This is a genomic window from Halorubrum kocurii JCM 14978 (genome assembly GCF_000337355.1).
GTDB lineage: Archaea > Halobacteriota > Halobacteria > Halobacteriales > Haloferacaceae > Halorubrum > Halorubrum kocurii.
Map to the genome: position 1 here is coordinate 1 of NZ_AOJH01000037.1, position 24256 is coordinate 24256.

Here is a 24256-nt window from a genome sequence, read left to right on the forward strand (position 1 = left end):
ATGTAACCGTTGCTCATCCCAAAAAGATCAACCAGATCGCAGACACCGACAAGAAAACCGACCGCGTTGACGCCAAAGAACTCGCGCGGATGCTCCGGTTGAATTCGGTGCCTGAAAGCTACGTTCCAACCGAGGAGGTAAGGGAAGCCCGCGCACTCGTGCGCGGGCGACAGACGTTGGTCGAAAACCGCACCAAGTACGCCAACAAGGTTCACGGACTCCTCTCCGATCACGGCATCACTGAAGACGTGAAACCACTGACCGTGACGGGACGAGAGTCCCTGCGGGGACTCTCGATCCCGACACCGTTCGACGCGTTGCTTGAGTCGTACCTCGACCTGATCGAGTCGCTCACCGAAGAGATTCAGAAGCTCGATGAGACGATTGAACAGCGCGCTGGGTCTCTGAAGGAGACCCAGCTGCTGATGACGATCCCCGGGGTGAGCTACTACACGGCGCTGACGATCTACGCGGAGTTAGGTGGGGTCGATCGATTTGACGGTGACAAGGAGGTCGTCAGTTACGTCGGATTGAACCCGGTGATCCGCGAGTCAGGCGACTCGCGGATCGAAGGGAGCATCTCGAAACGTGGATCAGGGCGTGTACGATGGCTGCTCGTCCAAGCAGCAAACACCGCAGTTCATACGAGTAACGACGAGTATCTGAGTCGGTTTTACGACCGGTTAGCAAGCCGGAAGAACTCACAGAAAGCGATCGTGGCAGCAGCTCGGAAGATGCTGGTGTCGATCTACCACATGCTTGATCGGGGAGAAGCGTATGATCCACCGGGTGTGACCGCATAGACGAGGGATCTGAGGGCCGCCGGACCGGCGGCCCTCAGTGGACGGCCGAGGCCCTCCGTGAGCGCCAGCTATCGCCAGACAGCGACCGCACCGCAGACACGTTCCGACCGCCTGCCGGTTGTGAGAACAGCAGATCCCCGGACGGCGTAATCATTTTGTCGCTAGACGTGGTTTGGTCGGCTAGCAGCGTTTCCATAGGTGAAATCCTCAGCAAGAGATACATTTCTCCCCGGTTCACATCAGTACAGGGGACGCAGGAATCTCTCAGTACAGGCGACCCACATACCGACACACAGTACGGATCTACCTTCATTGTGTCAGGAGCCCTGTGCGAGATACAGAGAGTGTATCTTACACAGCTATCAAAACTGCTCAATTGAATCGCTCGAAATGAATGTATGACATGTCGAGCACCTGTTGTTCAAGGGATATACAGAACCCTTCAGCGTTCATTATATCATTATACAGAATAGTTTAGTAACGCTTCTGTCTTACATACACAGTATTAAGTGTAAAGGTACTAAGGATAATTATGAGTGATGGATAATGGTATCCCAATTACGAAACGTTCACTTCTGGTTAGTTCTGCTGCACTAACTACAGCACTTGCCGGCTGTTCCGGTAACGAAAACGCAGACCAATCTGACACCTCCGGAGAGGAGGAAACACCAGAGGACGCGGAATCGTCTGAACCCTCCGAAGAAGAAGAGACATCAACGTCCGAGGATTCTACTCCGTCGCTGTCGGAGTTTGAATACCCAGAAGGAGCTACGCAAAATGGTATTGCCGGTAATCAGCTCTACAGTACTCACGAATCAACACTTACTGATGCCGGGTCATTAACACTTACTCGGGATCGAACTGATATCTTTGACGGGAATGAGTTCTCTGAGACAACTTCAAATAAGTTTGATTCAAATAATATCTACAGAGAGGTTGAGCAAACAGACGGCACTGAGTACATTTGGGCACCAGATAGCGAATCGGTTTCGTACATTCAGGTTGAGTCGGGATTCGACCAACGCTATCGGATCGATAACCAGCAACCAGACACGAATGAGGTAACCGGTCTCGGTCAATTCAGGCAGTATCTCACTGCGACAGAATGGGGCGAAGCCGAAGAGGTCGTCGAAGCAGCAGATGGCTTCGCTGTAACGTACACGTCCACCGGCGTCAGTAACCCAGAGCGTATCAATTTTGGCGGAGAGATAGACGAATACGAAGCCTCAACCGTCGTCACGGATTCCGGATTTGTGGCTGAGCTGAGTTTTGATCTGACCGTCACATTCGATGGGACTACGCAGGAACAGCGCCTCACCTCACGTATTGAAAATGTTGGTGAGACAACAGTGTCAGAGCCCGATTGGGCCGACACAGCACGCGAGAATGGGCTTCAATTCGACATCAGCCTGATTGAGGGAGGGTCGGCATTCGAAATGGAGCTCGTGAATGGTGGCGAGGTGCCCTCCGATACACGAATCAGACTGCGATCCGACCAAGGTGATGGAGGCAAACGAGTTCCGTCAGCGCTTTCGGTCGGTGATCAACTGTATCTTGGGTTGTCGGATACGAACGAGCTGTTGGTTGATACAGAACAAGTCCCAGACGGGGTAACCCAACTGAACGGTCGAACGACTGTCCGTATGCGATTATCGTCTCTCCTCCTCTTTGACCACGTAGAACGCCTCTAACCACTCGATATACTCTTTTTTTGCGACACCCTTAGGAGCCAGTCACTCAACAAAAGGCGATAGGTGCTTCTTCTATACTGAGCGAGCGGTCTCTGCTAAAGATTGGCCTCGGTTCGCACCGCATTAGCGCCCTACATTCAGCACGTCCACAAAAACATATCACTGTCTCAAGCAGCATTGAGTGGATTGTTTGAATCAGACTCGAAAACGGCAGCCGATACCTCTGAGAGCACACGACACAAGGCTCCAAATATCGGATCAGACACTGATCGAAGCCGGTGACACCGCTGAGCGGATTCTCAGAAGTGCATCTCTCGACGAGGGAGGTCTCAGAACAGCTCACCACGTCGCATTCGAGAATCCGACGGAGGAGAGCCATCACGGAATCATTACAATATCAACGAACAAGCGAGGTAGATTGAAGAGAGTCGACGTGAAGAGTAAGTACTCCTCAGCGACCGGCTGTTTCAGATCATCTCGTATTTGAACTATCGGATTTGACAGAGCCGAATTTCCGGGGCCTCATTAACCAACAAATTCGAAATGTGCCGAGAGATTGTTGGTTAATACAGTTGATGATAGCACCACGCATTTCGCGTCTGATGATCAATATACTACTTCACAGATTATTATACTGTTCTCCCGTTATTTGCTATACGATGCTCGAGGATATGTCCCCACTTCATCGAATACGCCCGGATGGCGGTACCGAACACCGTGATGTGAACGATGTCGTCGAAGACGAATGGATTGAGGAGACAACGGCGTTCGAACGAGTATACGAGATTATCCGCCGTGCCTACGAACCGACGTCAGCTGCGAAAATCGCCGATCGTGCCCGTGTCTCGGCGACCACGGCGCGAAAGCACCTGCGAACACTCGAAAACGCCGGCGAGGTGACGACGTCGCAGGACGGCCAGACGACGCAGTACCGACGGTCGGAAACGGCCATTGTCACCGAACACGCACAGTCGCTCCTCGCGGAACAGACGCTGGGAGAGATCGCATCCGGAATCGCGGATAAGAAGGCACAGATACAGGCGTGGCGCGAGGAACATGATGTCGATTCACCCGAGGAATTCGCCCGTGAGTTGACTGTCGACGACGCCGACAGCAACCACGGTGCGCTCCTCACAGAGTGGCAAACGACACGACGCAACCTCGCGCTTGCCCAAGCCGCACTCGCTATCGGTGAGGCGATTCATACTGGTCACCTTACCGGCACAGACACAGATGACGATGGCAATGGCGATCCATCCGTCGTCGTATGACCGACGACGAACGTTCTCAACAACGCCAGTCGAATGAGCAATCCGAGGTGTTCGGCCCTATCGACGCCGGAGCGTTGCGCGAGATTCGAGACCTGTTTGTCGAACAGGAGCCGCTGGTCCAAACGGCGTCACTAGACGATCCGCTGAATCCACAGACGCTTTCGATCGATTGACGATGTAGCTTTGGTGACACATCCCGACCTGGCAGTGGCCAATCTGTGAGGGTGACGAATTGCTCACCCGCCGAGTGCGGCGACGACGTCGTCAATCGTGTAGAGGCGTATCTCGTCGCGTTCGGCAGCGACTTCGTGAACGCTGTCGGTAAAGCCGCTCCGGGAGAACAACGCGTATTCGACGGTTCGCGTGCCAGCGCCTGCCGGCTGCCACCGGAGTTCCTCAACATGCGTCTCTAGTGACGCCAATGCGCTGTAGTCGAGCGGTGATTCCTGATACTTGCACTCGCCGACGACGAGCGTGTCTTCGTCAGTGAGTCCGACGACGTCGATCTCGTGGTCCTGGTACCACCACTGCCCGACATCGACGATCGGCGTCTCGCCGTACAGCGTCCACAGGGCCTCACAACACAGTTGCTCGAAGGCCGGCGCAACGAAATCGGCCAACTCCGGTTCGACGAGTCGTTCGTAGGCTTCGTCGCCGAACTGGTCATAGCGGTCCGCACTCCCGTACAAGAATCGGAACCAGAACCGGAAGAGCGGGTCACGCAGCCGATACTGGCTTCGCTTGGATCGTTCGGGCTTCTCAGTCACCGGCACGTGCCGTTCGATGAGCCGAAGCCGCGAGAGCCGGTCCAAATACGTCGATAGCTGATTGTAGTCGATACCCGTCACACCGGCAATCTCGTTGCGGCCGGTTGCCCCGCCGGCGATCGCTTCGAGGATCGAGAAGTAGCGCGTCGGCTCAGTCAGTTCCATGCGGAGGACGTACTCCGGCTCGTTGCGGAGGGACCCGTGACGAGTCAGCACCGTCTGCTGAACGTTCTCCCCGAGCGACCGGTCAGCGTCGAGTTCCTCAAGGTAGTAGGGGACGCCACCGAACACGCTCCACGCACGGACGGCCTCATCCGCTGTCGCATCAGCTGGCAGGAACTCCCTTGCGGCGTCGAACGAGAGTTCACGGATGTCGAGTGTGAGGGATGTCCGCCCGTACAGCGGACTATCCCCGAGTAGCGTCGCTTCCTCCATCATGCTGATCGACGACCCGACCAGCACGAACGTCGTCTCCGACTCATCGAACTCGTGGTCGAACAACGCTTGTAACACCGACGGGAGGCTCTCGTCCTGTTCGATCAAGTAGGGAAATTCATCGAGGACAACGATCGCATTCTGGTCGCCCAGATACCGGAACAGCCGCTCCCAATCGGGACGAATGTCCTCGATACCGGGAACCGTGTCAGCTGCAGCTTCGACGAACTGCTCTCGTTGGAGTTCCCGCGTCTTCTGTCGCGCCTGATAGAAAACAGCGTTCTCTCGTCCCTCAAGCGCCTTCTTGACGAGTCTCGTCTTTCCCAGTCGTCGCCGTCCGTACACGACAGCGAGCTCCGCGTTCTCTGAGTCAAACAGGCTATGAAGCCGATTCAACTCCTCCGAGCGATTCACGAAGCCAGTCATACTGCGGTGTTAGTGGGTGTAGAATAAAAATATTCTGTATAATCATATTTTAGAGTATCATATTTAGAGATATCATATTATGTAGTAGCAAGAGGCAACCGTTGAATGTATCTTGATCTCAGTTGAGGCCCCGTCACTCCGCTACCTGAAATAAAAATGTGTTCGCCGTGTGTTACTGGCGGGAGTCGTCAGGTTCCCACGGTGGGAAGTGCTTGTCGGGGTCAATGTCGGCACAGTTCCTGCAGAGTGGACTTGGTCCATCGTCTGGTTCAACCCACATCCCGCCGAGTGCCTGGTTACATTCAGCGCATCCCTCGGGGAGATCTGGGAACCGGTACGCGTCAATCAGCTCGTAAATCCATATCGCGTCAGCGACCTTCTCCCGAGCTCGACGGCAGGTTTGACGGTATTCAGACAGGCTCTCGAACCCCTGTCCTTGAACCATGTCTTCAGCCAGTTCCTCATTTGACACCGATGCGAATGTCCCGAGGCATCCCTGCACGAACGCGAATGCTTCCTGTTCGCTGAGGTGTGTCGTGTCTTCGAGTGCAGCGTTAAGCTCGCCTTCGTTGCGGTGAGCCTGGTTACTGAACGCTTCTTCGATCGTTTTCTCGTTACCGTATCGTTGCGAGTCGGTCCGGAATTTCTCGCTAATGTTCTCGTCTGTCATGGTGAATTTCGTAGCCGTAGCTACTCCGTCCGCTGACGAGGAAGCCGGACTCTCCCTCAAAGTACTACGGATGCAGGGATTGGGGCATCCTAGAGATTCTTGAGATGTCCGGTGTTAGTCTTTCAACTGTGGCTCAACGGGCTGGGTATATATGCTTTCTTGCGAGTGACATTTTTAATATTCACTTTTCTTGGAGACGTATTTTTAGGCGTAATATAGCAACAGCAGTTCGCTGAAGGGGGCCTATTCTTCAGATTTGGGGGAGAAATTAACAAGTCACCAAGTGGGGGTCGCCCGCAGCACTACGACGAGTTGTTGTATTCGTCCGTTTCCCAGATGCTCATCTCGTCGATGCTATCCGTCGCATTTTGATCGACGATGGCACTCACAAGTGTGGGTGTACAGACTCGTGAAGACTGTTTACTCCCGTCTCACGCGAGGCCGCGCACCATGCTACTCCGTCGTCTCCTCATCAAGTTCGTCGCCAGCAATCTCGATAATGTCTCCGTCACCAACATCGAGCGCATCTCGGAGCATCGCAAGTTTCTCATCCGCCTCTTCGCGTAGCTCTTTGGCCGTCTCTAGTCCGACTTCACCGTCTTCAAGCGTTTCAGCAATCTCTTCGAGGCGTTCAATTGTCCCGCCAATATCGATGTCGTCGTGCTGACTCATAACTGGGTGATTGCCGCCCAGCCTTTTGAACCCTCAGAGAACACGCACGGCGAGTGCCAGCAGCGTAAGCCCCAGCACGACAAGCAACACAATGACCGCAACCCGGAGTCGTCGAGCCTCTCGCCGACTCGCTTCCACGCGGGCGTCGGTTTCGATCTCGCGGTACCCATCCTCGATTCGCACTTCGAGCGCCTCAAGCTCACGGTCAACGCGTGTCGGATACGCCGTGTCGATCCGCGATTCAAGCCCTCCTACTCGACGCTGCGCGGCCCGAACAGTCACCGCATCCGTCTCCACAGCATGTTCGAGGGCCTGGTACGCGTCATTCAGCTGGGTTTCGATCGCAGTCAGCCGCGACGTGACGAGCGCCTCGTACGCGACCGTGATCCGGTGTTCAAGATCAGCGGTGCGTTGCCGTGTCGCCTCCCGAGCCTGCGCTCGTTGTTGAAGCGTTTGGAGCCCGGCGTCAAGCCGTTGGGTGAGTGTCGCCACACGGTCGGTGACGACCGAGGTGTAGGCACGATCCACTCGGTGTTCAATATCGGCGACGCGCTGGCGAACTGAAGCGAGGTCCGGTTCGACCGCCACACCAGCGTCGGTTGGCGTCATCGACCGGTGATCCGCTACCGCCTCCGCAAGTGTCTCGTCATCTTCGTGCCCAACCGCAACGACCGTCGGTGTCGCACAATCAGCGATCGCCCGAACGACGGGTTCCTCGTTGAAACACCACAGATCTGCGTCAGCGCCCCCGCCACGCGTCACGACAATCACATCGATTGCCGAGTCCTGCTCTAGTCGTCGCACCGCCGTAACGAGTGAGGCGATTGCGGCCTCGCCTTGGACTGTCGCGCCACAGACTGTAATCGGGACCCCCGGATTCCGGGCCCGGACTGCTTCCTCGAAGTCACGGCGAGCGGACCCAGCTAGCGATGTCACAACCCCGATGTGACGTGGGTACTCTGGCAGTGGTTGCTTCGCGGTCTCATCAAGTAACCCATCTTCTGCGAGCTCGGCCCGAAGCGCGGCGAGACCCTCTGATCGGTCTGACTCACCGACCGGCCAGAAGTTCTTCACCGCAAGCTGGGTGCGACCATCATCGTGATAGAAATCAACGGTTGCGCGAACAATCGTTTCAGTTCCCTCCTCCAACTCATGGGCCATCGCCTCCCGCTGGTGGGCCCACATGATACACGAAATGGTGGCGTCATCGTCTAAATCGCGTAAATCGAAGAACGTCCCGAAGTCATACCGGTTAATGTCTGAAACCTCACCGACGACGTATGACGGAAGCCGATCCTGCGCCGCATCCAACACAGATCCAATCTCCGCGTTGAGCTGTCCAACGGACCATACATTCCCCTCCGGAACCGATGGACCCTCTGGGCGCGGATCGTGCGTATCGGCCATCTGGTCTGCGGTTTCATCTCTCACGGCTTGAGTCTGGCTCTCTTCCGCAGATATCTCCTAGCAGTAGAGTTGCGCGTTCGCTGATGTAGGCAACTTAGAATTGCCCAGGTCTGTTGGTGTTTCCGGTGTTGGTAAGAACCGTTTGCTGAATATAGAGTATGTCATTAGAACGGGAACTAAGATATTTCCCATCTAAATCTTGAACCAGCCGATAGAACGTGCCTGCCAAACTATTGGTAGCTGGCTGGCGAGAGTCAACTGAACATGGTTTCAGATATCACGCGAAATAAGTGAACTCTTGACTTCATCTAATGGAATTCTGACATAGTCCTCACTATCCTCGTGTGTCTCAATCAGCTCGTCCACACTCATGGATGTATCTTCTTTTGAGAATGACTCAGATGAAGGGGGGAGACGCACCAAATCTTCTGACACATTCTCCCCAAAAATAACTAAAATTTCGTCTTGAAAATCATCTGCCACTCGTCTAAATGCCGCTTCGCCATATCTTGTAACTTCGTTACTCATTTTCATACAAAACGTCTGAATCCGCCATGAACGTGTTTCCAAGTTCATCTAGTGACCGTGACAGTGCTATGTTCTCTATTTTGTATTCACTAAGAACGGAATATATTGATTCATTTTCGAGCCTCTGAATAATCTCGTCAGTAGTCTGTTCAGGATCCTCCATTACCCACATACCTGACGGACTGGTAGCCGTATACCGGAACATGTCCCAAGATGCCTCCTCCTGAAATACAACTACAATATCTTTCTCCGATTTAAAAGCCTGCTTCGCATACTCTTTGATATAATCTACGGGTAACCTAGCAACCTCGTCCGAATACTCATCACGATCAACCACAGGGAATTCAGGGTTATCCTCTTTCATTCTTCCACGTCAACCTCTATGTTATCTTCATTGATTGGCTCTCCACACTCTGGACAACGAGCTTCTTCAGCTCCGGATTCAAGCATATTACGGACACGCTCACCCATGGAGATAGTTCCGTCAACATTACTGAGCACATTCATTATTGTTAATATTATATAAATTGAAACATCTGGAGGGACATCTGGAAGACATTCGGCTATCCTATCCTCTGAGTCATCAGCTAAAATGGGAACTGAACTGCCGCCTCGCTCTTCAGTCACCAGTTCTATGACTTCATTTCTAGATACTTCTGTCGATATGTGCTTGCTACAGATTGAACAGTCAAATTCGATCTCAATGGTTTGACGCATATAATGACAATAGAGAAACAGGCACTTGTAATTTGAGGATCACAATATACACAAATTGTACTAACCGGTCTGACCTGAGCCAAATAGAGGCTGATTCTATGCGAGATACGCGCCATGTATCTCGCACGGGTAACAGAATAGGTCGTTCATTAGTCAGATTTCGAAATCATCGGTACCGTCACCTAGAAACACGTCACACAAGTTCCCCCGCATCACAACGACTACACCACAAAAATGCCGCCTGAAAGCGGGCTACTCCTCGACGACGTCGTCGTCCCGCAGTGCGTCAAGCGCCTCCTCTAACAACTGTTGGACGCCGTCCGCATCAGTCGCATCGTCAACCGCATCCTCTTGATCCACCTCGACAACTGACTCATCCGCATCTGACACGATCTTGGCGGCAGACTCTTCACCCTCATCAGCAGTCACCTCGCTTGCCCGCGCCGCCGCGTTCTGTATCGCCTCTGCTTCGTCCGGTCCTCTCGCTGCCGTCGATGAGTCCTCCTCATCTGACGCTTCCTTCGAAACCCGCGGCCGACCGCCCCTGCTGAACGCGTCGAGCGGGAAGTCATACATCTTCGAGCGCGTCTCCTTGTAGAATGTGCCGCGCCGCGAGACATCGAAGACCTCCATCACTGTCTGGCGATCACACCCACGGTCAAGCGCTCGCCGCACGAGCTCGTCTTCTGTCCGTTGGACGAGCAATTTCGGGTCATCAGGGATGTGGCCACGGGCGCTCGTCACAATATCAGGGAGTAAACCCCACTCTTGGGTAGCGATATCTTTCGTCACGAGCGGCTCTGCCCGCTCAGCCACTTCATTATCGAGCCCGCCCAAATGCCACAACCGCTCTCGAACAGCCGTGCGGGTCATCTCAACTGTTAATTTGTCCGCAATCTCCTTTGTGCGGAGTGGGCCGTTGTCATAGAGGATCCGCAAAATCTCGTACTCGTGGGACTTCAATTTCTTGTCATCGGCTTCCGTCAGCCGGATGGGTATATCGCTGGGCGTCGATCTCATGTGATGCCACGAGTGGCAACTCCGGCACACCGTGAGGAGGTTCGCTGGGTCGTGTTCGTCGACATCATCCGGATCCCGATCTGCGTGGTGGACCTCGAGATCTGCCAGGCCGCCAGCGGCCGGCGCTTTCACATTACACATCCGGCAGCGATACCGGTCGCGTTCTAACACCTTCTTCTGCGTCGCCTGACCCACCGTTTCGTTCCGCTCCGCGCCCGAGGCCATCGACGCCGTCTCTAACTGGTCCGATGGCGTCTCGGCATCGGCCGGCGTTGTGTCCGCGGGCTCCTCGTCCGCTGTTGGTTCGTCGTCTGCTCCTGTTCCGTCAGGCGTGTCCTCGTCTTCTGAATCTCTCATGTATATGGTTCTGTGTCCGGCTTCGCACGCACTGTGACCGCCAGCATCGCTCATCCCCGTGGTGTATCGCTTCAATCAGTAGCCCCGCTGTTGGGGAACGCGCCGCAACCGCTCACCGAGCCAGACTCACGTGTCTCGTGTCGCCGTGAGCGATTTCACGTTGAACTCCGCCTTCCCGCAGTACCGCTCAGCAACCCGGCCGAGCGCCTGCGTCCGGAGGATATCCGCCACGTTATGGCAGACGAGTTCGTCGAATTGCCCATCTTTGAAGGCGGTCACCGCCGCCGCACTGTCGTCAAACGGATCGATTCCGCTGTAGGTCCCGTCGCCGAGTAGCTCGTACACAGCTGCCAATCCGCGCTGTTCCTCGCCGTCGACCGTCGTGTTGAACCGATCCGAAATCACCGGCATCACGTCTGTGTACGCCACATCGAACGGTCACGCCATCTCACGGGCCGCGTACCGACTCCGTAGGAACGGCAGATCGAAGCCACCGCTCCACACCTCGCCGTTGAACGCGATGAGGAGTGTTTCGGTGTCCTGTATCCGATCTCTGACGAACGTCGCCACAGCCGCCAGCAGCGTGGCCTCATCGGTGTGTGTCGAGACGTTCACGAGTGTCTCCGACAGCCGCGCTTTCACGCTGGCCTCGACGTCGCCGGCTGTCCGCCCGGCAGTTTGGACGAACACCCGAACTCCCATCGGCATCGCAAACCCGACAACGGTTACCTCATCATCCACGTCGAAACCGGTCGTCTCGATATCGAATGCCACCTGATCGAGCACTATGCCACCTCACCTCGCTCCGGCACACGATCGTGGCTGGCCGGCCGCACTCGCAGTTCACCGAAGCCGAACCGCGCATGCGTCCCCAGCCGTCGCACGCCGTTCTTTGCCGTCTGTACCGGGTCGTTCCCAGTGTAGCCGACGAGTTGCCCGTGATCGACTGTCGCCAGTTCGTACATCTTCTCCCCAGCGAGGCGCTCCTCGCGGCGACGCAACCGGCGGTCTCGTGTCGGCGCATCGCTCCCCAGGCCCGTCACCGACGTGTCCCACCACCAGGGCACTGACTGAGTGTCCGCGTCCGGGGCCTCACTTTGGAGGACATAGGGCGTCACCAGCTCGATGGTATACGCGTCGTGACCCCGCAGCGCATCGAACGAGAGCGCGCTGAGGTCGACAACCTGCGAGTCGGTGAGCGACACCTCGCCGAAGCCGTAGTTCCGAGCACCGCCCAGCAGAATCCCATTGAGCACGGATTCATCAAGCGGCAGCACGCCCTCGCGCTCGCTATGGACATACGCGTGGATGTACCATTTCACTCGGCGCTTCGAATTCCGCTGCTCCGCAGGCACGCCGAAGAACGACTCTGGCGCGACCGTCAGCCGCCCGCCATGGGACTGACGATCCATCGTGTTCTGGGCGTCACGCGGGCGAGATGTCTGTAGCCACCGCTGGGCCGCATCTCGAAACAGGAACAGATCCTCGTACGACTCAACCGGTGGCAGCGAGCCGCCGAGTTTGCCGGCATACCCGTCCTGGGAGTGTGACTCTGGGTAGGAGCCGTATTCCGTCGGGCTGAAGATACCATGACTCACCTGTAGCTCGCGTCGCGTCCGGTCGTCGACGTCCGACGCAATCGCCTGAAACAGGGCATGGCCGGAGACATGGTACGGCCGCCCCGCATACGGGGTCGTCAGCTCGAACACCAGCTGTTGGATCGTCGTCACGCCACACCCCCGTCGCTTCGAGTGGAGGTTGTAACATGTTCACATTCCTCGTTGTGTGCAGTAGTTGTAACCTGTTCACGTCCTGTGTGACCGTGGGCTGTCGTAGATTGATTCGCCCGCAGCCGATATTCACGCTCAGTGAGTGCGCTCAGCGGTATCGACCACCACCGACTGACACGGAGGCTCCTGATAGGAGCCCGCCCCGTGGACTCACAGCCGACCCATGCTGCTGGGTCGCCGGGATGGTGTGCGCCCCCAGCTGTCGTCGACGTTCGTCGAGCCGGCAGTGTCGCGGGCGCTCCCGGGCAGGGCAGCGACTGTCGACGCCCATCCACTAACGACGCAAGCAGACTGGCAGCCCGACTCACAGACTCACCGCTTGACCATATCGGACAGTCTGTCGTGTCTGGCGTCCCAGCCGTGGCGTGCTCGGTCGTTGACGGTGCGTGCGCTTCCTGGCTGGCCAGCGGATGTCGACACCCACTCACCTGCGATGCCGGCGGACCGAGAGTCCGACCCACAGGCTCACCGCACGACCATATCGCATGGGTGGGGTCGGCGGTCCGCCAGTCACGATCGTGTCGGCGGGTCACCCGCTCACCTCCGTCGTCCCTCGCGTATCCTCGGCGACAGCATCCTCGATGTACTGTAGCGCTGTCGACCACGATCGGATTCGGCGGAGTTGTGCGTCGACGTGTCGCCACCACTGCGCTTCACGGCCCAAGGGCGACCCAGACACTCGGTTCCATACATCAGCAAACGATTCAGCCGGGACTGGGCCAGGCCACGCCGCTGGTCCATCTGGTGACGCCGTCAGCCGCATCGTCACCGCTCCCGTCCACAGGATGGTTCGGTGTGGCACCACGCAGTCCGCGGCGAGTGCCGCCTGCTGTCTCGCTTTTCGATCCGCGTTCCGCGGTGGTGATTCCGACGTCGGCTCAGCAACCAGAAACAGGTCGTCAAATGTGTGGCCCGCCCGATATGCGTCGAGCAACGCGGCCACCAGCAATATGTGGTATTTGAGCGACGAGTACGGGAGATACACCGACTCGTTCACCAGCGCTGCGGTCTCACTCGTCAGCCACGCTGCGTGGAGTTCGTCTGGCGAGCCATCGATCAACGGCTCAATTGTGGTTTCTTGTACCGGGACCGCCCCTGTTTCGAGCACCGAGCCCGTCAGCAGCGACAGCCGCGCCGGCGACGCGTGATTCGCAACCGTCTGCTCGGGTTCACCGTCCGGCCGGCTCAGTAACGCCGCATCTCGATCCGCCTGCAACGGGACTGAGTCGTTCACCGGCACATCGAACAGCTCGTCACGTCCCGACCCGTGCTGGCGACCGCGAAGTTTGTGGACGTCGTGGCGGTACGCCACTCGCAGGTCCACGTTCGCGGCCTCATCCGTTGCCGCCGGGGGCATTATGTCGCCCCCGCATCGCCGTTAACCCGCTCTTGAAGCGGTTTCACGAACTGCTGACGCACTGACTCCCGCCACAGGTCATCTTTCCACGCCATTCCCGAGGTGGCGTCTTGGGCGCGATTGTACACCCGCTTGATCTCAGCGTCCGTGTAGAGCGGGTTGATGACGCGCGCATCGACCATGCCCGCCCCGAAGTTCCGCGCGCCGCCAAGTTGGAGTTCGAATTCGTCGCTATGGGCGTCAAGGTAATCGACCGCCTCAACCAGGAGCCCGACGTATTCCGGTTTCAGCTCTCGCAACGAGAGTTTCCACGTCCCCACCAAGTTCCCGACAACGTCCCGGGACGCCATTCGCAGCGGCTGCCCGTCATCCTCGCTGTTGCGTGAGCGCACCTGGGTGTTCAGTTGCCGGTAGTGCGCTTCCGCTTCGCCCTGTAGGACGTCGACTTGCCGGCGAATTGGCGAGAACCGGAGCGGCCGGCGCACCAGCCGTCCCGCCCGGTCGTTGAACCCGCCGAACAAGTCGTAAAGGACACAGCCCGCATCGCCGTCGACGCACGAGCCTTTCTCGTGGTACCCGGCGTCGAGGTCGCGCTCGTACACGTCCTCGAGCATGTAGTCCGCGTTCGCTTCGCCCGGGTGGCACGCCGTGCCGCCGGCGATCTGTATCACGCGTTCACAGCCGTGGCGTAACCACCCCGAGAGTGGGAACGGAGACACCATCCCGCCGATTTGGTTTTGTGGGTCGTCCGCCTCGTAGCGGTCCGCCGAGGCGTGATGGCGATCCGTGACGATCCCATCACCCGGTGCGAGCAGTGGGATTTCGAGGCCCACATACAGGTCCGGGAGTGTGAGATTCTCGATGTCGTCTGGGAGTGACATCTCGTGGTCGAGGTGTTCGGTGTCGAATGCTGGGGGCATTACTCGTCACCCCCCTGGTTGGTCGCCTGTTGGTGGACCTGCTCGTTGTGTTCGGCCTGCTGTGTCCCGTCTCTCTGGGAGTAGTCGGCCGTGTGCTCGGTGGTCCCTTCGAGTTGCGTTGACCCGCGCTCATGGATGCCTTCGAACGGTGGTGTCGGGTCAGCCTCGGTGGCCTGGTGCGTGTGGAGCGGGTCGCTCTCGCGTGTCGTTTCCTCACCGATCGTGTAGGCGTCGGTCGATGTGGGTCGGCTCGCCACAACTGGTTCTGGCTCGATGAGCACCAGCCACGATGACTGGGTCGCCACGTCAGTACACAGGCCAATTCGGCCTGTCACGACGAGTTCGTGGACGCCCCTCATGAACTCTGTCGGGTGCGCGTGCTCGTCCGCCCCGCACATCACGTATCCGATCTCAAAAATGGGGTTGCCAGCTGCCCGGAAGGCATAGGCCGTTAGGTCGTCGCCTTCCCGGAGTTTGCGGTCGCAGATTTGACATGCTGCCGGCCCTTCCCCGAGCGCATGAAATTCCACTTGGTTTATTGCTTCAATTAACTGATCGACGTTCTCTTGACCGGTGAAGTCCTTCTGTTTCATGGGTTCTTACTTTCTGTGTGGGAACCCGGTCCGCGTGCGCCAACACGCGGGCATTCTAATCGACTGCCCCGTGGGACCGAGTGTTCAATCTCTCCTAATGCTCCTGCTTACTTATACTTAACGAATAGTAAAGGTAGTTCGTGTTTACTAATATGTATGGTGAGAGATAAGAGGAACCAAAAAAGACATGACGTAAACATGCCCCTGAGAATAGACAAGAATACTGAGAAAGTGATTGATGAATTTGTATCTAAAGGCAATCTCACAACGGGTGCGCTTGTGGATTTTACAGGTCTATCTCGACCGACTGTAACAAAGAGGCTAGATAGACTTCATGCTGCGGAGTTTGTAGAATATGTCCATGAGCCAACAGCACTCTGGCAACTTACTGAAGATCCTAGATCGTAATGAGCCTTCTCTCAAACTCACTCTGTTTCGGTGGAAGAGGTAATCTCGAGTCTGAACACTCGTAAATCGATCTGCCTAACTGTTCATTCCAAGCTGAACACCACTACGGATCTATTTGATGCTGGAATAGCTCCCCTTGTATATGCGAACACTGTCAATGACTGAGCCTGAAGTGCTAGCAACGACAAAAGAGCAGTTGTTTACCGGAGATGAGACCGGCTCAGGATACACAGTTGTCGATACTCAGTTCTCGACCGACCAGTGGTTGAATGATGTACCAATCCCACAGGAAGTAACCGAGACCCTAGCGCCATTCAATCACGTACGTGTGGGTTCAGGGTATCCGGATCTTGTTGGTGCCGGTTCGATTGCGAGTAACTCGTTTCGTGGTCACCATGGAGACCTAGATTCGCCGCCTCTGGTCGTCGTTGAAGCGAAGGGATATGGATCGACCGGACAGGTAGACACGGAGACGGGAATTGTTCAAGCTCATAACCGGCTACAGGAAGCGAATCTCGGATTTTTGGCCGCTCCTCGAAGTTCTATCTCGCCAGATACCCGAGCACTTGGTCGAGAGTTAAATGTCGGTATTCTCGGAGTCACAGAAGACCGGTCGGTAGATGTGCTTGAGAAACCGCGAGTAGTTGGCACACAGGTCGGTCGAGAGGCATCGACGATACGTTTCCAAGCCGGCCCACAGCGTGTTGCTGACCAGTCGTTTCATCTCAACCGACCGAAAAACTATCTTGGATACCCATTCTGTGTTTATCATCCGGAGCCGACTGAGAATGTTCTCGAAGAGTACGTAGTGAGGGATTTCAGAAGTGCTAGGGATGGTGCCGCCTTCCTCGGGTTGATCGAAAAGCAAGCAGATGGTTCCGACGTTCTATCTCCTTTAGGTGAGGAAGTGCTTCGATTCGGGTTACAAAAACACGAGCAGTCATTGAACTCTGTCTTAGAAGAGTTCAAATCATGGAAAAGGGAGCGGACAAGACTGACCCAGTTAGCATCAGACTGGGCGTTAGTTGCCCGGTGGGTTGTATTCTCTTTTCCCGCAACACAGACACTCGTAAACCACATTCAGGAGCTTCAGAACAACGATCAGCCGCCGATCCTTCCTATCGTTGTAGAGCATCTGTTCGATACCTCGCCCACGTTCGCGGTCGAGTTCTTTATTCGAGATACGGAAGAGGCACGATCTGCAGTACTGACTGGTGACGGTGACTTGATCACAGCCTCGCTGTTAGAGTCACAAGTGTACCGTTCGGTGGTCGTGTACCAGTTCAAACAGATGCTGTATCATTCCGGCATCCTTGCGGAGTCCGGATCTGATTCGAGTAATCTTGAACCGGAGGAGAGCAATTGGCGATTGGAACAGCCGATCTGAAGTACACGAGTGTCGAAGTGGTCAATAGCGGGCGCAACGCTACTGGGGGGGTGTGGATGAAAGCACGTCGTCTAGGTGCTCGGACAGCTCTTCGAGATTAGTTGTTCTGAAGTGTTCGGTGAGTGCGCGCATTTTCGGCTCTTTTGGAAGGACAACGCCGTCTCCGTACTGGGCGAATGCTTGCTCTATAACCGTGCGGTAGGTTTTGCTGGTGGCATAGCCGACGATGGCGTCGAACTGTGAGCCGTATTCTTCGAGGTAGGAGACCAACCGGTCCACGACGAGCTGTTGGCGCTGTTTCTCGGCATTGGTCAGCACGTACTCATATGATTTGATCTGCGAGAGATTCTCGTACTGTTCAGGTACGGGACCGTACATGCCGGAGACAGTCACTTTGTGAATTTGGTCGTTCCACTCAGCGGTTGCATCTGCGACGACGCGGTGTGTTCGAGAATTAGAATATGGCTTGGTTTGGCTACAGGGGATAACGAGCAGTACGCGCTCGTCGCCGACCCGGTAGTCCTTCCGGTCAAGAATGTTGAAGTCTTCCGGTGTGTGCTCAAGTGAGATCTCTTGATCATCAACTGGGATATCCAAATCAAGCCGTTCCTGCTCTGCGTCGCTCTGATCGGCGACTAACCGATTGTAGCCGCGTTCTCGGAGTTGCTGTGCCAACTCTCGATCTCGTACGGTTGCCCGTTTTAATGCCCGCTTGATGTTCCCGACATCGTTGCGAGCCATTTTGGCAACGTATTCAAGCAACTCACCGCCACTGTCGTTGATCAGCTTCCGCACGTGATTCATTTCGTCTTGGTAGACACAGAAGTTGTGATAGCTCATTAGTGCGTAAAAATCGCTCTTCATATATCCGTCTCGATCATACGACTTACTGTCGTACATTGTACTCTGCAGCTGTTCGAAACCTATCCGCCGTAGATGCTCACATGCGGGACATTGACAGCCCCAGTCGTCGGGAATCTGATCCGCAGTAAACTTCGACCAGTCTGCTGCCCATCGTGCGTCGGCTGTCCGGTCGACATCGACACCAAAATCACCTAAGTCGTGTGTCGAAGCGTTCGGGTTCCGAACGAGTTCCTCGTCTGAAACTCCGATCTCTCGGTTGATGAACTTCTTGAACTGTGCTGCTTGCATATAGCTTGACGAGTCAAATGAATCCGCGCCAAGAAGCGTCAGAAGTGCCGTGAACTTCCCACTAATCCCGAATAAATGAAGCCCGAGATCATCTTCCCGGTCCGCAGGAATCGCATCCTTCGCACCTTGCACGATGTCAACCAGCATTTCGACGTTCGTTCGAAGCGGGACGAGTGACCCGATTGCAAATCCCTCAAATGACTTGTCAATGTGCGTCGCACGGTCAAGGAACGTCCCGACGTACCAGTTGATCGTTTCGTAGTCGTGACCGTGAATAGCGACATATACCGCGGGTGGATCTGGCTGATCCTCCAAGAGTTCAAGACAGCGTATGGCACTGTCAATACTGTCTTCCATTCGTTGAGTCGTCTCCTCCTCGTTCAGATTCGGTGGGATCGGATAGTCTAGAGTAGCGATGATATCAGCACCATAATCAAGCTGCAAATCGAGGATACTCTCTGGGTTCGTATAGATGGCCCAGTCATTATCATCTCCTCCCTCTGTTGGAGGGTCACCGAACGTATCGGAGTTCAAGAGTTTGAACCCACCTGAGTCTACAAATAACGGCCTAGTGAAACTCTCCGGTTGTGGGTGATATGGCTTGACTGGCTCATGGTCAGTAAAGTGATCGTGAATTGGTTCCGAGCGCCAGTTCTCAAGCGATTCGGGAGTGATGTTGAAATCCAAGAAACTCATCGCTTGAAACATCGCGCCTTGAAACTCGGGTTCCCCAAAGAGATGATTCCGTAACCGACTCCAAATTCCGCCGGATTTCTCGTTGGGACCACCGATAAAATTGACTACAGGGAAGAATGCCGGTGTCTGAACGTCGCCGTGCGGTGTGTGGATTGTACCGCGACGTGCGTTGCCAGCATCGTCAGTCGCGTCGGTCTCAAACGATGCCATTCTCTACACGTCTTTGACGATGGGATGTGATAAGTTCGGTCGTTCCGTAGTGAGCCAGCTTCAATCGGATCCGCTATAGTCTGTCTTGAACCGTGACGATATGGATATTATCCCGACGACCGTTGTTATAGATCAGTCGGTCGTTTTCGAAATCAATCGAAATCTCTCCGCTATGATATCCTGAACGCTCAAGCTCGCTCAAATCGTCGCGGTCGCCGTACGACCAACAAATGATTTTATCGACGCTCTCAAGCGGCTTATCTGCCTCAAAGTGATCCGTGAGCTGACGATGGATAGAGCTCGCATAGAGATTCGTATCCTGACGAACTAACGCGTTGACCTCTGCACTCGGGTCGTAATCTTCAACCGAGATCTCAGGCTCAGCCCCAAAGCGGTTCGAGCGCTCCAACCCGAGAACGACTTCGGCGTCGTTCGATGGCGTGAATCGATTCCGCTCGTGAATCCGTTGTTCGCGTTTTTCGATCGATGATTGCTGAGACTCTGCGCGGCGAGTGAGTTTCGCCTTACGACGGTGAGACAAGTAGTCTTTGAACCACGGATCTGACGCAATCTTCGAAAGGTAGTGGCTGAGTTCCTCTACGATGGCCTGATACACTGGGCTAGATTTGTTTCGGATCTTTTCTCGGTTCGCGGACAACTCGAGGTCTTGGCAGTTTGCGATGAAAAAGAAGTGGAGGAACTCGTTGTCGTGCGAGATCGTGTCGTTGACCCGCTCAACCTTGATGTGGTCTTTTGCCAGCCAGACGCCGAACTGTGCCGAGTGCTTTCCGTAAGTAGGGAGCTCGTTGCGAGCGTCCTTGCCACCCACCATCCCAACTACTTCTACGGTTGTTGTATCTCCGTTCTCAGTCTCAACGATGAGTTCCCGGGGTGGGTAGTGCTTACACATCCGAGATTCCGAGAACTGACCCTCCCCGGGCTCTCGCTGCTCGGTCGGGAACTCAAGCTTGTTGTTCATTACCAGTCGATCTCGTGTGTCATCGATTTCGTCGCCGAGGATGACCGTTATCTCCATTTCTCGGAAATCATCTGTAAAGAAGTGGCCTGTAGATCCGGCGAGCGTCTTCCACTTCAGGTAGTGTTCTATCTTATTGTAGGTGAGTGATGTCGGCGAAAACCCATGACCGGATTTGAATCCGGTAATACGAATGTGCGTCCCGGAGTTGCCCTCTTTGACTGCCTCCTCGTTCAGCACATACTCAGGCATAGTTCGGTTATTGAGCTTTTCCCACGGTTGCTCCATCTGTGCGCGTAAGTTGAGCCCGTTCTTCGTGGTATTGACGAGGACTTCTTCGCTCTTGTAGAAAATCTTCGTTCCGTGACCTTTGTAGCCGATCGATCCGTTTTGACGGCCGCGCTTCGTGGAATTGCCGAGATCGAAGAACGACTCGAGATCTGCGTGGTCCATCCCCTCGCCGTCGTCTTCGATAACAATTTCAGATCCAATTGGTCGATCTCGAATAGTGATCTCGACTTCGGTCGCACCGGCATCATAACTGTTCGACAGCGATTCACGGATCACCTCAAGCGGATCCTCGAAGTCGCTAGCGATCTCTAAAAATTCGTTTACTTCGTTGACTTGCGGTATTTTGGTTGTTGACATTCAGAAGTATCCTCCAAGTGATTCGTTCACAACGCGATGTGCGTGCTGTTGCATCGACTTCTCTCGTCCGAGTGACTGTTCGATATACGAAATCAACGCGTCATCTCCTGGACTTTGAATCGCGGATTGGATTCTCTTTATCTCCTCTTTTTGAATGATTAGGTTGTGCATCGCAACAGCGCCAAGCTTGTCTTTCTGATACTCCGCATCTCCCTTCATGCGCCTCACTAACATATCATCACTACAGACCTGGCAGTCACATTCCGTAAAATCGACATCATCTACGGGCTCCGAATTGTACAGCGACGTATCGTATTTCCCGTTAATCGCCGAGTGAATGTACGATGATGAATCGAATGTGTCTGCACCAACTGCGGCCAAGAGAGGGATCGCACTTGACGAGATGCCGAGGATATGGAGAGGCAGCTCCTCGAATCCCCAGTCACTCAAAACCTCACGACAATCGCTGACTGCGGTGATCAGTTTACCCTTATTATCTTTGAGTGGAACGAGACTCCCCAAAGCGACCCCGTCGAATTCACGATGGACACGGTCCCGGCCGATGACTTTCTCAACTTCTGTGAGAAACGTATCGAGCATTGAGTAATTGTACCCGTGGAGTGTCAGATATCGTGTGTCGTCTCGGCTGGTTAAGTCGAGAAACTCGTCGACGTTTTCCGCAGTCAGTCGCGCTTTCTCAACGCGAGTCGGGTAGTCATCGTCCGGGGCAATAGGATGATCGAGGTTTACAAGGACGTCTCCCCCGAGCCGTCTCTGTATCTCAACGATTGCCTTCTGATCGACTTCGACCTCAAAATCGCTACCATCGAGTGTCCGATCCCCGAGGAATTTGAATCCACCTGAGTCAAGAAAGAGAGTGCCGTCAAAATCGAACACATCGCGTTCCCTGATCGGGGCAGAAATGTAGTCTTCGTAACGTTCTCTCGAGATGCCGTAGTCCGTAAGCGACGCAACTGATGTCATCACACCATCGAAATATCGGCTGTAATCACCACCGTTTACGACTTCATCTCCGTTCATGAACTCCTTGATAGTTCGGTGGATACCGCCACCATACAGACTTGCGTCTGTTCCCCCGGCATAGAAGTTAACAACTGGGAGAAGATTCGGAGTCGATAGTTTCGTGTCGCCGATCTGTAAAACTCCACTTCGAGCGTCACCCGCCTCAGCGGAGATCTCAAAGATGTCGTTTTTGAACTGCTCTGACCGAGATTCCATCAAGCAGTCACCTCGCTGCTCATATCATTACGTACCACTTGTTTCAACTTCCGACCTTTTGTTCCGATCCCATCACCTTTGACATAGTTTATGTCGGCATTATTATTGTTGGAAATATCGCCAACAGCTTGAGTGTAGACAGACCCCATGTTCATGATGACAGTCTCATAATCACCATTTGAGATACAGTGACGTAGGTCTTCTGTAACGTAATCGCGTAATTCGCTAGCCCGAGAGGGCGTCATACGACGGTCATAGTTGGTGATTTCATCGTCAGCGTGGAGTATTCCGTGCTCCGCAGAGAGTATTCGAAGTTCTATATCTGAGCGAAACGCGCCCTCTCTTATTGCTTTTTTGATAATTCTAAAAAAATAGCCATCATACACTTCGATAGCTCGGGTAGGTTTAGTCACATCATTTTTGGTAGCCGAACAGGACTGAACGAGGAGCGTGGGCATTGCATCCGTATCGATCCCGACCAGTCAAAAGTGTGTCCCCTAGGGATAACTAAATCATCTATTTCCGTCGAAAACCCTATGTTTCAGAAATTTATTATATACTATCGTCAATTACGTGTCACAACCTCTACCGTTATGCTTTCAAGAACTCGTGAACTATTCTACCATAATACGGAAGCGAAGGGCATGTCGCGGTAATATCAGTAACCAAATGGACGCAGACAGAATCTCGAAGCAATCGAAAGGTAACGTCGACCAGTCACTACTAGAAGGGACGGGTAGTGGCGGAATACTATCTGCGGGGTATTTCAACGATAATTCGCTTATTAATCGACTTCACGACGGTGAGCGTGTGGACTATGCCCTTCAGAATCTCACTAAAGGAGTTACAGTCGGTAATGGGGACTCCGATGAGACAATAAGCCCTCATTCGAGCTATCGGACAGTCCTCCTCGTAACTGACGAGCGTCTCCTCTATGTCGTCGGTCAAGGAAGCGGTGATGAAACGTTCTCCGTCCGGTTCGAGGATATTCGAGATGTCGAGATATCTCAGGGCGTTCTAAAAGACCGAATTATTGTCCAAACAGACGATGAGACGTACGATATGTACACACAGAAAGGTGGGAGTTTAAACGAGGCTTCAAAACACATCTCTGAGATCTCAGCAAAGAAGGCAAAGAAATCGAATGAATCATCTGGTGATGAGCAAGTAGAGCGAACAAACAAAGAAGTTACAGATAACGACGCAAACAAGCCTCCCAACAGATCCGAACAATCTGCTAATGTACTAAACCAGTCCGGCCGTAATAGGGATTCCAAGGGGAATTCGTCGAATTCAAACTCAAATATGTCTGTAACCGTTGAGATACTCGTTTCTAATATCGATGGAGAACCAGTCTCCGACGCAAGGGTCAAAGTCACTGGTACAACACTCTCAGTTGACGGACGAACTTCGCAAACTGGGCGGTGTAGTATCTCTGTTTCCGAAGCCTCCGAATCGGTCAAGATGGAGGTCAACCACTCTGAGTATCAAACAATACAGGAAGAGGTAACCTTGGCTGATGGTGCCGTTATCGATATTACCCTCAAAAGTGCTGATAATTCTGACAGTCACTCGGATGAGAAATCTCGCTCTGAGGGTACCGATTCGACTGAGACTTCAGATACAAGCAATGGATCACCGGAGCGTACAGAGCTATTGGACGAACTCCTCGCGCTAAATGAGCGCTTCTCCCGGAAGGTAACTCGAGGGAGAATGCGAACTGACGGGAAGTACAGTCCTGAAGATTATGAGACGGCGTTCGGGTCGTGGTCGACTGCCGTGGATCAAGCGTCGTTTGATCGGACGAACGAGAGTTCATCAGCCCAACCAAATCAACAAACGTACTCGAGACAGGAAGTCGTCGATGCCCTCGTTGGCTTAATCGAGAAGGTGGACGGTCGACCTAGTACATCGGATATGAACGATTTGGGTGAAATGTCCGCCTCTCCCGTCTACCAGTATTTCAAAAACTGGGATGCTGCCGTTGATGCTGCAAAGGAGGAACACGGTGCGGTAGAGTCAGATCACGACAGAGATCAATCTGCGGAATACGATGACGATTCAGATACAGATTCTCCTGCGAAGGATACGGCGTCGGAACAGCCAGAAGACGGAG

At 54.4% G+C, this 24256-nt stretch carries 22 protein-coding genes and 2 pseudogenes; 7 read left to right on the top strand and 17 right to left on the bottom strand.

Annotation, left to right across the window (positions count from 1 at the left end; genetic code table 11):
- From C468_RS04635 to C468_RS18340, 4 genes are all read left to right on the top strand, one after another.
- Positions 1-803 (top strand): IS110 family transposase (locus tag C468_RS04635; protein ID WP_008847712.1); only part of this gene is annotated, 803 nt, incomplete at its 5' end.
- Between the two features lie 539 nt (positions 804-1342).
- Positions 1343-2494, top strand: a complete 1152-nt coding sequence (locus C468_RS17945) for a DUF7537 family lipoprotein (protein ID WP_152422859.1) — start codon at positions 1343-1345, stop codon at positions 2492-2494.
- Positions 2495-3153: 659 nt separating this feature from the next.
- Positions 3154-3765, top strand: coding sequence for a winged helix-turn-helix domain-containing protein (locus C468_RS04640; protein WP_241430973.1), 612 nt, complete (start codon positions 3154-3156; stop codon positions 3763-3765).
- Positions 3762-3938, top strand: coding sequence for a hypothetical protein (locus C468_RS18340; RefSeq protein ID WP_161609720.1), 177 nt, complete (start codon positions 3762-3764; stop codon positions 3936-3938). The genes C468_RS04640 and C468_RS18340 overlap by 4 nt, the downstream gene beginning before the upstream one ends.
- 63 nt (positions 3939-4001) lie before the next feature.
- Here C468_RS18340 and C468_RS04645 read toward each other — a convergent pair whose 3' ends face one another.
- The 13 genes and pseudogenes from C468_RS04645 to C468_RS04690 form a co-directional block, all read right to left on the bottom strand.
- Complete coding sequence (locus C468_RS04645) at positions 4002-5393, bottom strand: ATP-binding protein (RefSeq protein WP_008847714.1); 1392 nt, start codon at positions 5391-5393, stop codon at positions 4002-4004.
- A gap of 172 nt (positions 5394-5565) precedes the next feature.
- On the bottom strand, positions 5566-6063 hold the full coding sequence (locus tag C468_RS04650; RefSeq protein ID WP_008847715.1) for a hypothetical protein: 498 nt from the start codon (positions 6061-6063) through the stop codon (positions 5566-5568).
- Between the two features lie 453 nt (positions 6064-6516).
- The gene (locus C468_RS04655) at positions 6517-6735 is read right to left on the bottom strand and encodes an exodeoxyribonuclease VII small subunit (RefSeq protein WP_008847716.1); all 219 of its coding nucleotides are present in this window, start codon (positions 6733-6735) and stop codon (positions 6517-6519) included.
- A 33-nt stretch (positions 6736-6768) separates the two neighbouring features.
- Positions 6769-8142, bottom strand: a complete 1374-nt coding sequence (gene xseA / locus C468_RS04660; RefSeq protein WP_049912049.1) for an exodeoxyribonuclease VII large subunit — start codon at positions 8140-8142, stop codon at positions 6769-6771.
- A 270-nt stretch (positions 8143-8412) separates the two neighbouring features.
- Positions 8413-8670 carry a hypothetical protein gene (locus tag C468_RS17950; protein ID WP_152422860.1) on the bottom strand — a complete coding sequence of 86 codons (258 nt, stop codon included), beginning with the start codon at positions 8668-8670 and terminating at the stop codon, positions 8413-8415.
- Entirely contained in the window at positions 8663-9034 is a 372-nt protein-coding gene (locus tag C468_RS17955) for a hypothetical protein (RefSeq protein ID WP_152422861.1), read from the bottom strand. Before C468_RS17955 ends, C468_RS17950 begins: the two co-directional genes overlap by 8 nt.
- Positions 9031-9387 carry a hypothetical protein gene (locus C468_RS17960; RefSeq protein ID WP_152422862.1) on the bottom strand — a complete coding sequence of 119 codons (357 nt, stop codon included), beginning with the start codon at positions 9385-9387 and terminating at the stop codon, positions 9031-9033. The genes C468_RS17955 and C468_RS17960 overlap by 4 nt, the downstream gene beginning before the upstream one ends.
- Before the next feature lie 252 nt (positions 9388-9639).
- A complete protein-coding gene (locus tag C468_RS04665) occupies positions 9640-10764 on the bottom strand; it encodes an HNH endonuclease (RefSeq protein WP_008847718.1) in 1125 nt (374 codons plus the stop codon).
- Between the two features lie 126 nt (positions 10765-10890).
- Positions 10891-11553 (bottom strand): annotated as a pseudogene (locus C468_RS19315) (hypothetical protein).
- Positions 11550-12494, bottom strand: a complete 945-nt coding sequence (locus tag C468_RS04675; RefSeq protein WP_008847719.1) for a hypothetical protein — start codon at positions 12492-12494, stop codon at positions 11550-11552. Before C468_RS04675 ends, C468_RS19315 begins: the two are co-directional and overlap by 4 nt.
- Positions 12495-13083: 589 nt before the next feature.
- Positions 13084-13911, bottom strand: a complete 828-nt coding sequence (locus C468_RS04680; RefSeq protein WP_008847720.1) for a hypothetical protein — start codon at positions 13909-13911, stop codon at positions 13084-13086.
- A complete protein-coding gene (locus tag C468_RS04685; protein ID WP_008847721.1) occupies positions 13911-14831 on the bottom strand; it encodes a hypothetical protein in 921 nt (306 codons plus the stop codon). Before C468_RS04685 ends, C468_RS04680 begins: the two co-directional genes overlap by 1 nt.
- On the bottom strand, positions 14831-15424 hold the full coding sequence (locus C468_RS04690; RefSeq protein ID WP_008847722.1) for a hypothetical protein: 594 nt from the start codon (positions 15422-15424) through the stop codon (positions 14831-14833). Before C468_RS04690 ends, C468_RS04685 begins: the two co-directional genes overlap by 1 nt.
- Positions 15425-15580: 156 nt before the next feature.
- On the opposite strand from C468_RS04690, the gene C468_RS17465 reads away from it, so the two are divergent.
- Entirely contained in the window at positions 15581-15832 is a 252-nt protein-coding gene (locus tag C468_RS17465) for a MarR family transcriptional regulator (protein ID WP_241430974.1), read from the top strand.
- 142 nt (positions 15833-15974) lie between these two features.
- Positions 15975-17219 (top strand): hypothetical protein, encoded by a 1245-nt coding sequence (locus C468_RS17470; RefSeq protein WP_080510611.1) that lies wholly within the window; start codon positions 15975-15977, stop codon positions 17217-17219.
- A gap of 39 nt (positions 17220-17258) precedes the next feature.
- Here the strand turns inward: C468_RS17470 and C468_RS04695 are convergent, their stop codons facing one another.
- From C468_RS04695 to C468_RS17965, 4 genes are all read right to left on the bottom strand, one after another.
- On the bottom strand, positions 17259-19277 hold the full coding sequence (locus C468_RS04695; RefSeq protein ID WP_241430975.1) for a tRNA-guanine transglycosylase: 2019 nt from the start codon (positions 19275-19277) through the stop codon (positions 17259-17261).
- 73 nt (positions 19278-19350) lie between these two features.
- Positions 19351-20901: an ATP-binding protein gene (locus C468_RS04700; protein WP_008847725.1), complete on the bottom strand. Its 1551-nt coding sequence runs from the start codon at positions 20899-20901 to the stop codon at positions 19351-19353.
- Complete coding sequence (locus C468_RS04705) at positions 20902-22140, bottom strand: tRNA-guanine transglycosylase (RefSeq protein ID WP_241430976.1); 1239 nt, start codon at positions 22138-22140, stop codon at positions 20902-20904. It abuts the gene before it with no gap.
- Complete coding sequence (locus C468_RS17965; RefSeq protein WP_152422863.1) at positions 22140-22598, bottom strand: DUF6884 domain-containing protein; 459 nt, start codon at positions 22596-22598, stop codon at positions 22140-22142. Before C468_RS17965 ends, C468_RS04705 begins: the two co-directional genes overlap by 1 nt.
- Positions 22599-22809: 211 nt before the next feature.
- Between C468_RS17965 and C468_RS18960 the strand changes: the two are divergent.
- Positions 22810-24123 (top strand): annotated as a pseudogene (locus C468_RS18960) (homing endonuclease associated repeat-containing protein); the annotation flags it as partial.
- Positions 24124-24256 lie beyond the last annotated feature (133 nt).

Bases quoted from the DNA above. Each gene is read 5' to 3' on its own strand.
- C468_RS18340 (WP_161609720.1), top strand. From the start codon at position 3,762: ATGACCGACGACGAACGTTCTCAACAACGCCAGTCGAATGAGCAATCC.
- C468_RS17470 (WP_080510611.1), top strand. From the start codon at position 15,975: ATGCGAACACTGTCAATGACTGAGCCTGAAGTGCTAGCAACGACAAAA.
- C468_RS17945 (WP_152422859.1), top strand. From the start codon at position 1,343: ATGGATAATGGTATCCCAATTACGAAACGTTCACTTCTGGTTAGTTCT.
- C468_RS17965 (WP_152422863.1), bottom strand. From the start codon at position 22,598: ATGCCCACGCTCCTCGTTCAGTCCTGTTCGGCTACCAAAAATGATGTG.
- C468_RS04685 (WP_008847721.1), bottom strand. From the start codon at position 14,831: ATGCCCCCAGCATTCGACACCGAACACCTCGACCACGAGATGTCACTC.
- C468_RS04705 (WP_241430976.1), bottom strand. From the start codon at position 22,140: ATGGAATCTCGGTCAGAGCAGTTCAAAAACGACATCTTTGAGATCTCC.
- C468_RS04690 (WP_008847722.1), bottom strand. From the start codon at position 15,424: ATGAAACAGAAGGACTTCACCGGTCAAGAGAACGTCGATCAGTTAATT.
- C468_RS04695 (WP_241430975.1), bottom strand. From the start codon at position 19,277: ATGGCATCGTTTGAGACCGACGCGACTGACGATGCTGGCAACGCACGT.
- C468_RS17950 (WP_152422860.1), bottom strand. From the start codon at position 8,670: ATGAGTAACGAAGTTACAAGATATGGCGAAGCGGCATTTAGACGAGTG.
- C468_RS04655 (WP_008847716.1), bottom strand. From the start codon at position 6,735: ATGAGTCAGCACGACGACATCGATATTGGCGGGACAATTGAACGCCTC.
- C468_RS04640 (WP_241430973.1), top strand. From the start codon at position 3,154: ATGCTCGAGGATATGTCCCCACTTCATCGAATACGCCCGGATGGCGGT.
- C468_RS04700 (WP_008847725.1), bottom strand. From the start codon at position 20,901: ATGTCAACAACCAAAATACCGCAAGTCAACGAAGTAAACGAATTTTTA.
- xseA (WP_049912049.1), bottom strand. From the start codon at position 8,142: ATGGCCGATACGCACGATCCGCGCCCAGAGGGTCCATCGGTTCCGGAG.
- C468_RS17960 (WP_152422862.1), bottom strand. From the start codon at position 9,387: ATGCGTCAAACCATTGAGATCGAATTTGACTGTTCAATCTGTAGCAAG.
- C468_RS17955 (WP_152422861.1), bottom strand. From the start codon at position 9,034: ATGAAAGAGGATAACCCTGAATTCCCTGTGGTTGATCGTGATGAGTAT.
- C468_RS04650 (WP_008847715.1), bottom strand. From the start codon at position 6,063: ATGACAGACGAGAACATTAGCGAGAAATTCCGGACCGACTCGCAACGA.
- C468_RS04680 (WP_008847720.1), bottom strand. From the start codon at position 13,911: ATGCCCCCGGCGGCAACGGATGAGGCCGCGAACGTGGACCTGCGAGTG.
- C468_RS17465 (WP_241430974.1), top strand. From the start codon at position 15,581: ATGGTGAGAGATAAGAGGAACCAAAAAAGACATGACGTAAACATGCCC.
- C468_RS04665 (WP_008847718.1), bottom strand. From the start codon at position 10,764: ATGAGAGATTCAGAAGACGAGGACACGCCTGACGGAACAGGAGCAGAC.
- C468_RS04645 (WP_008847714.1), bottom strand. From the start codon at position 5,393: ATGACTGGCTTCGTGAATCGCTCGGAGGAGTTGAATCGGCTTCATAGC.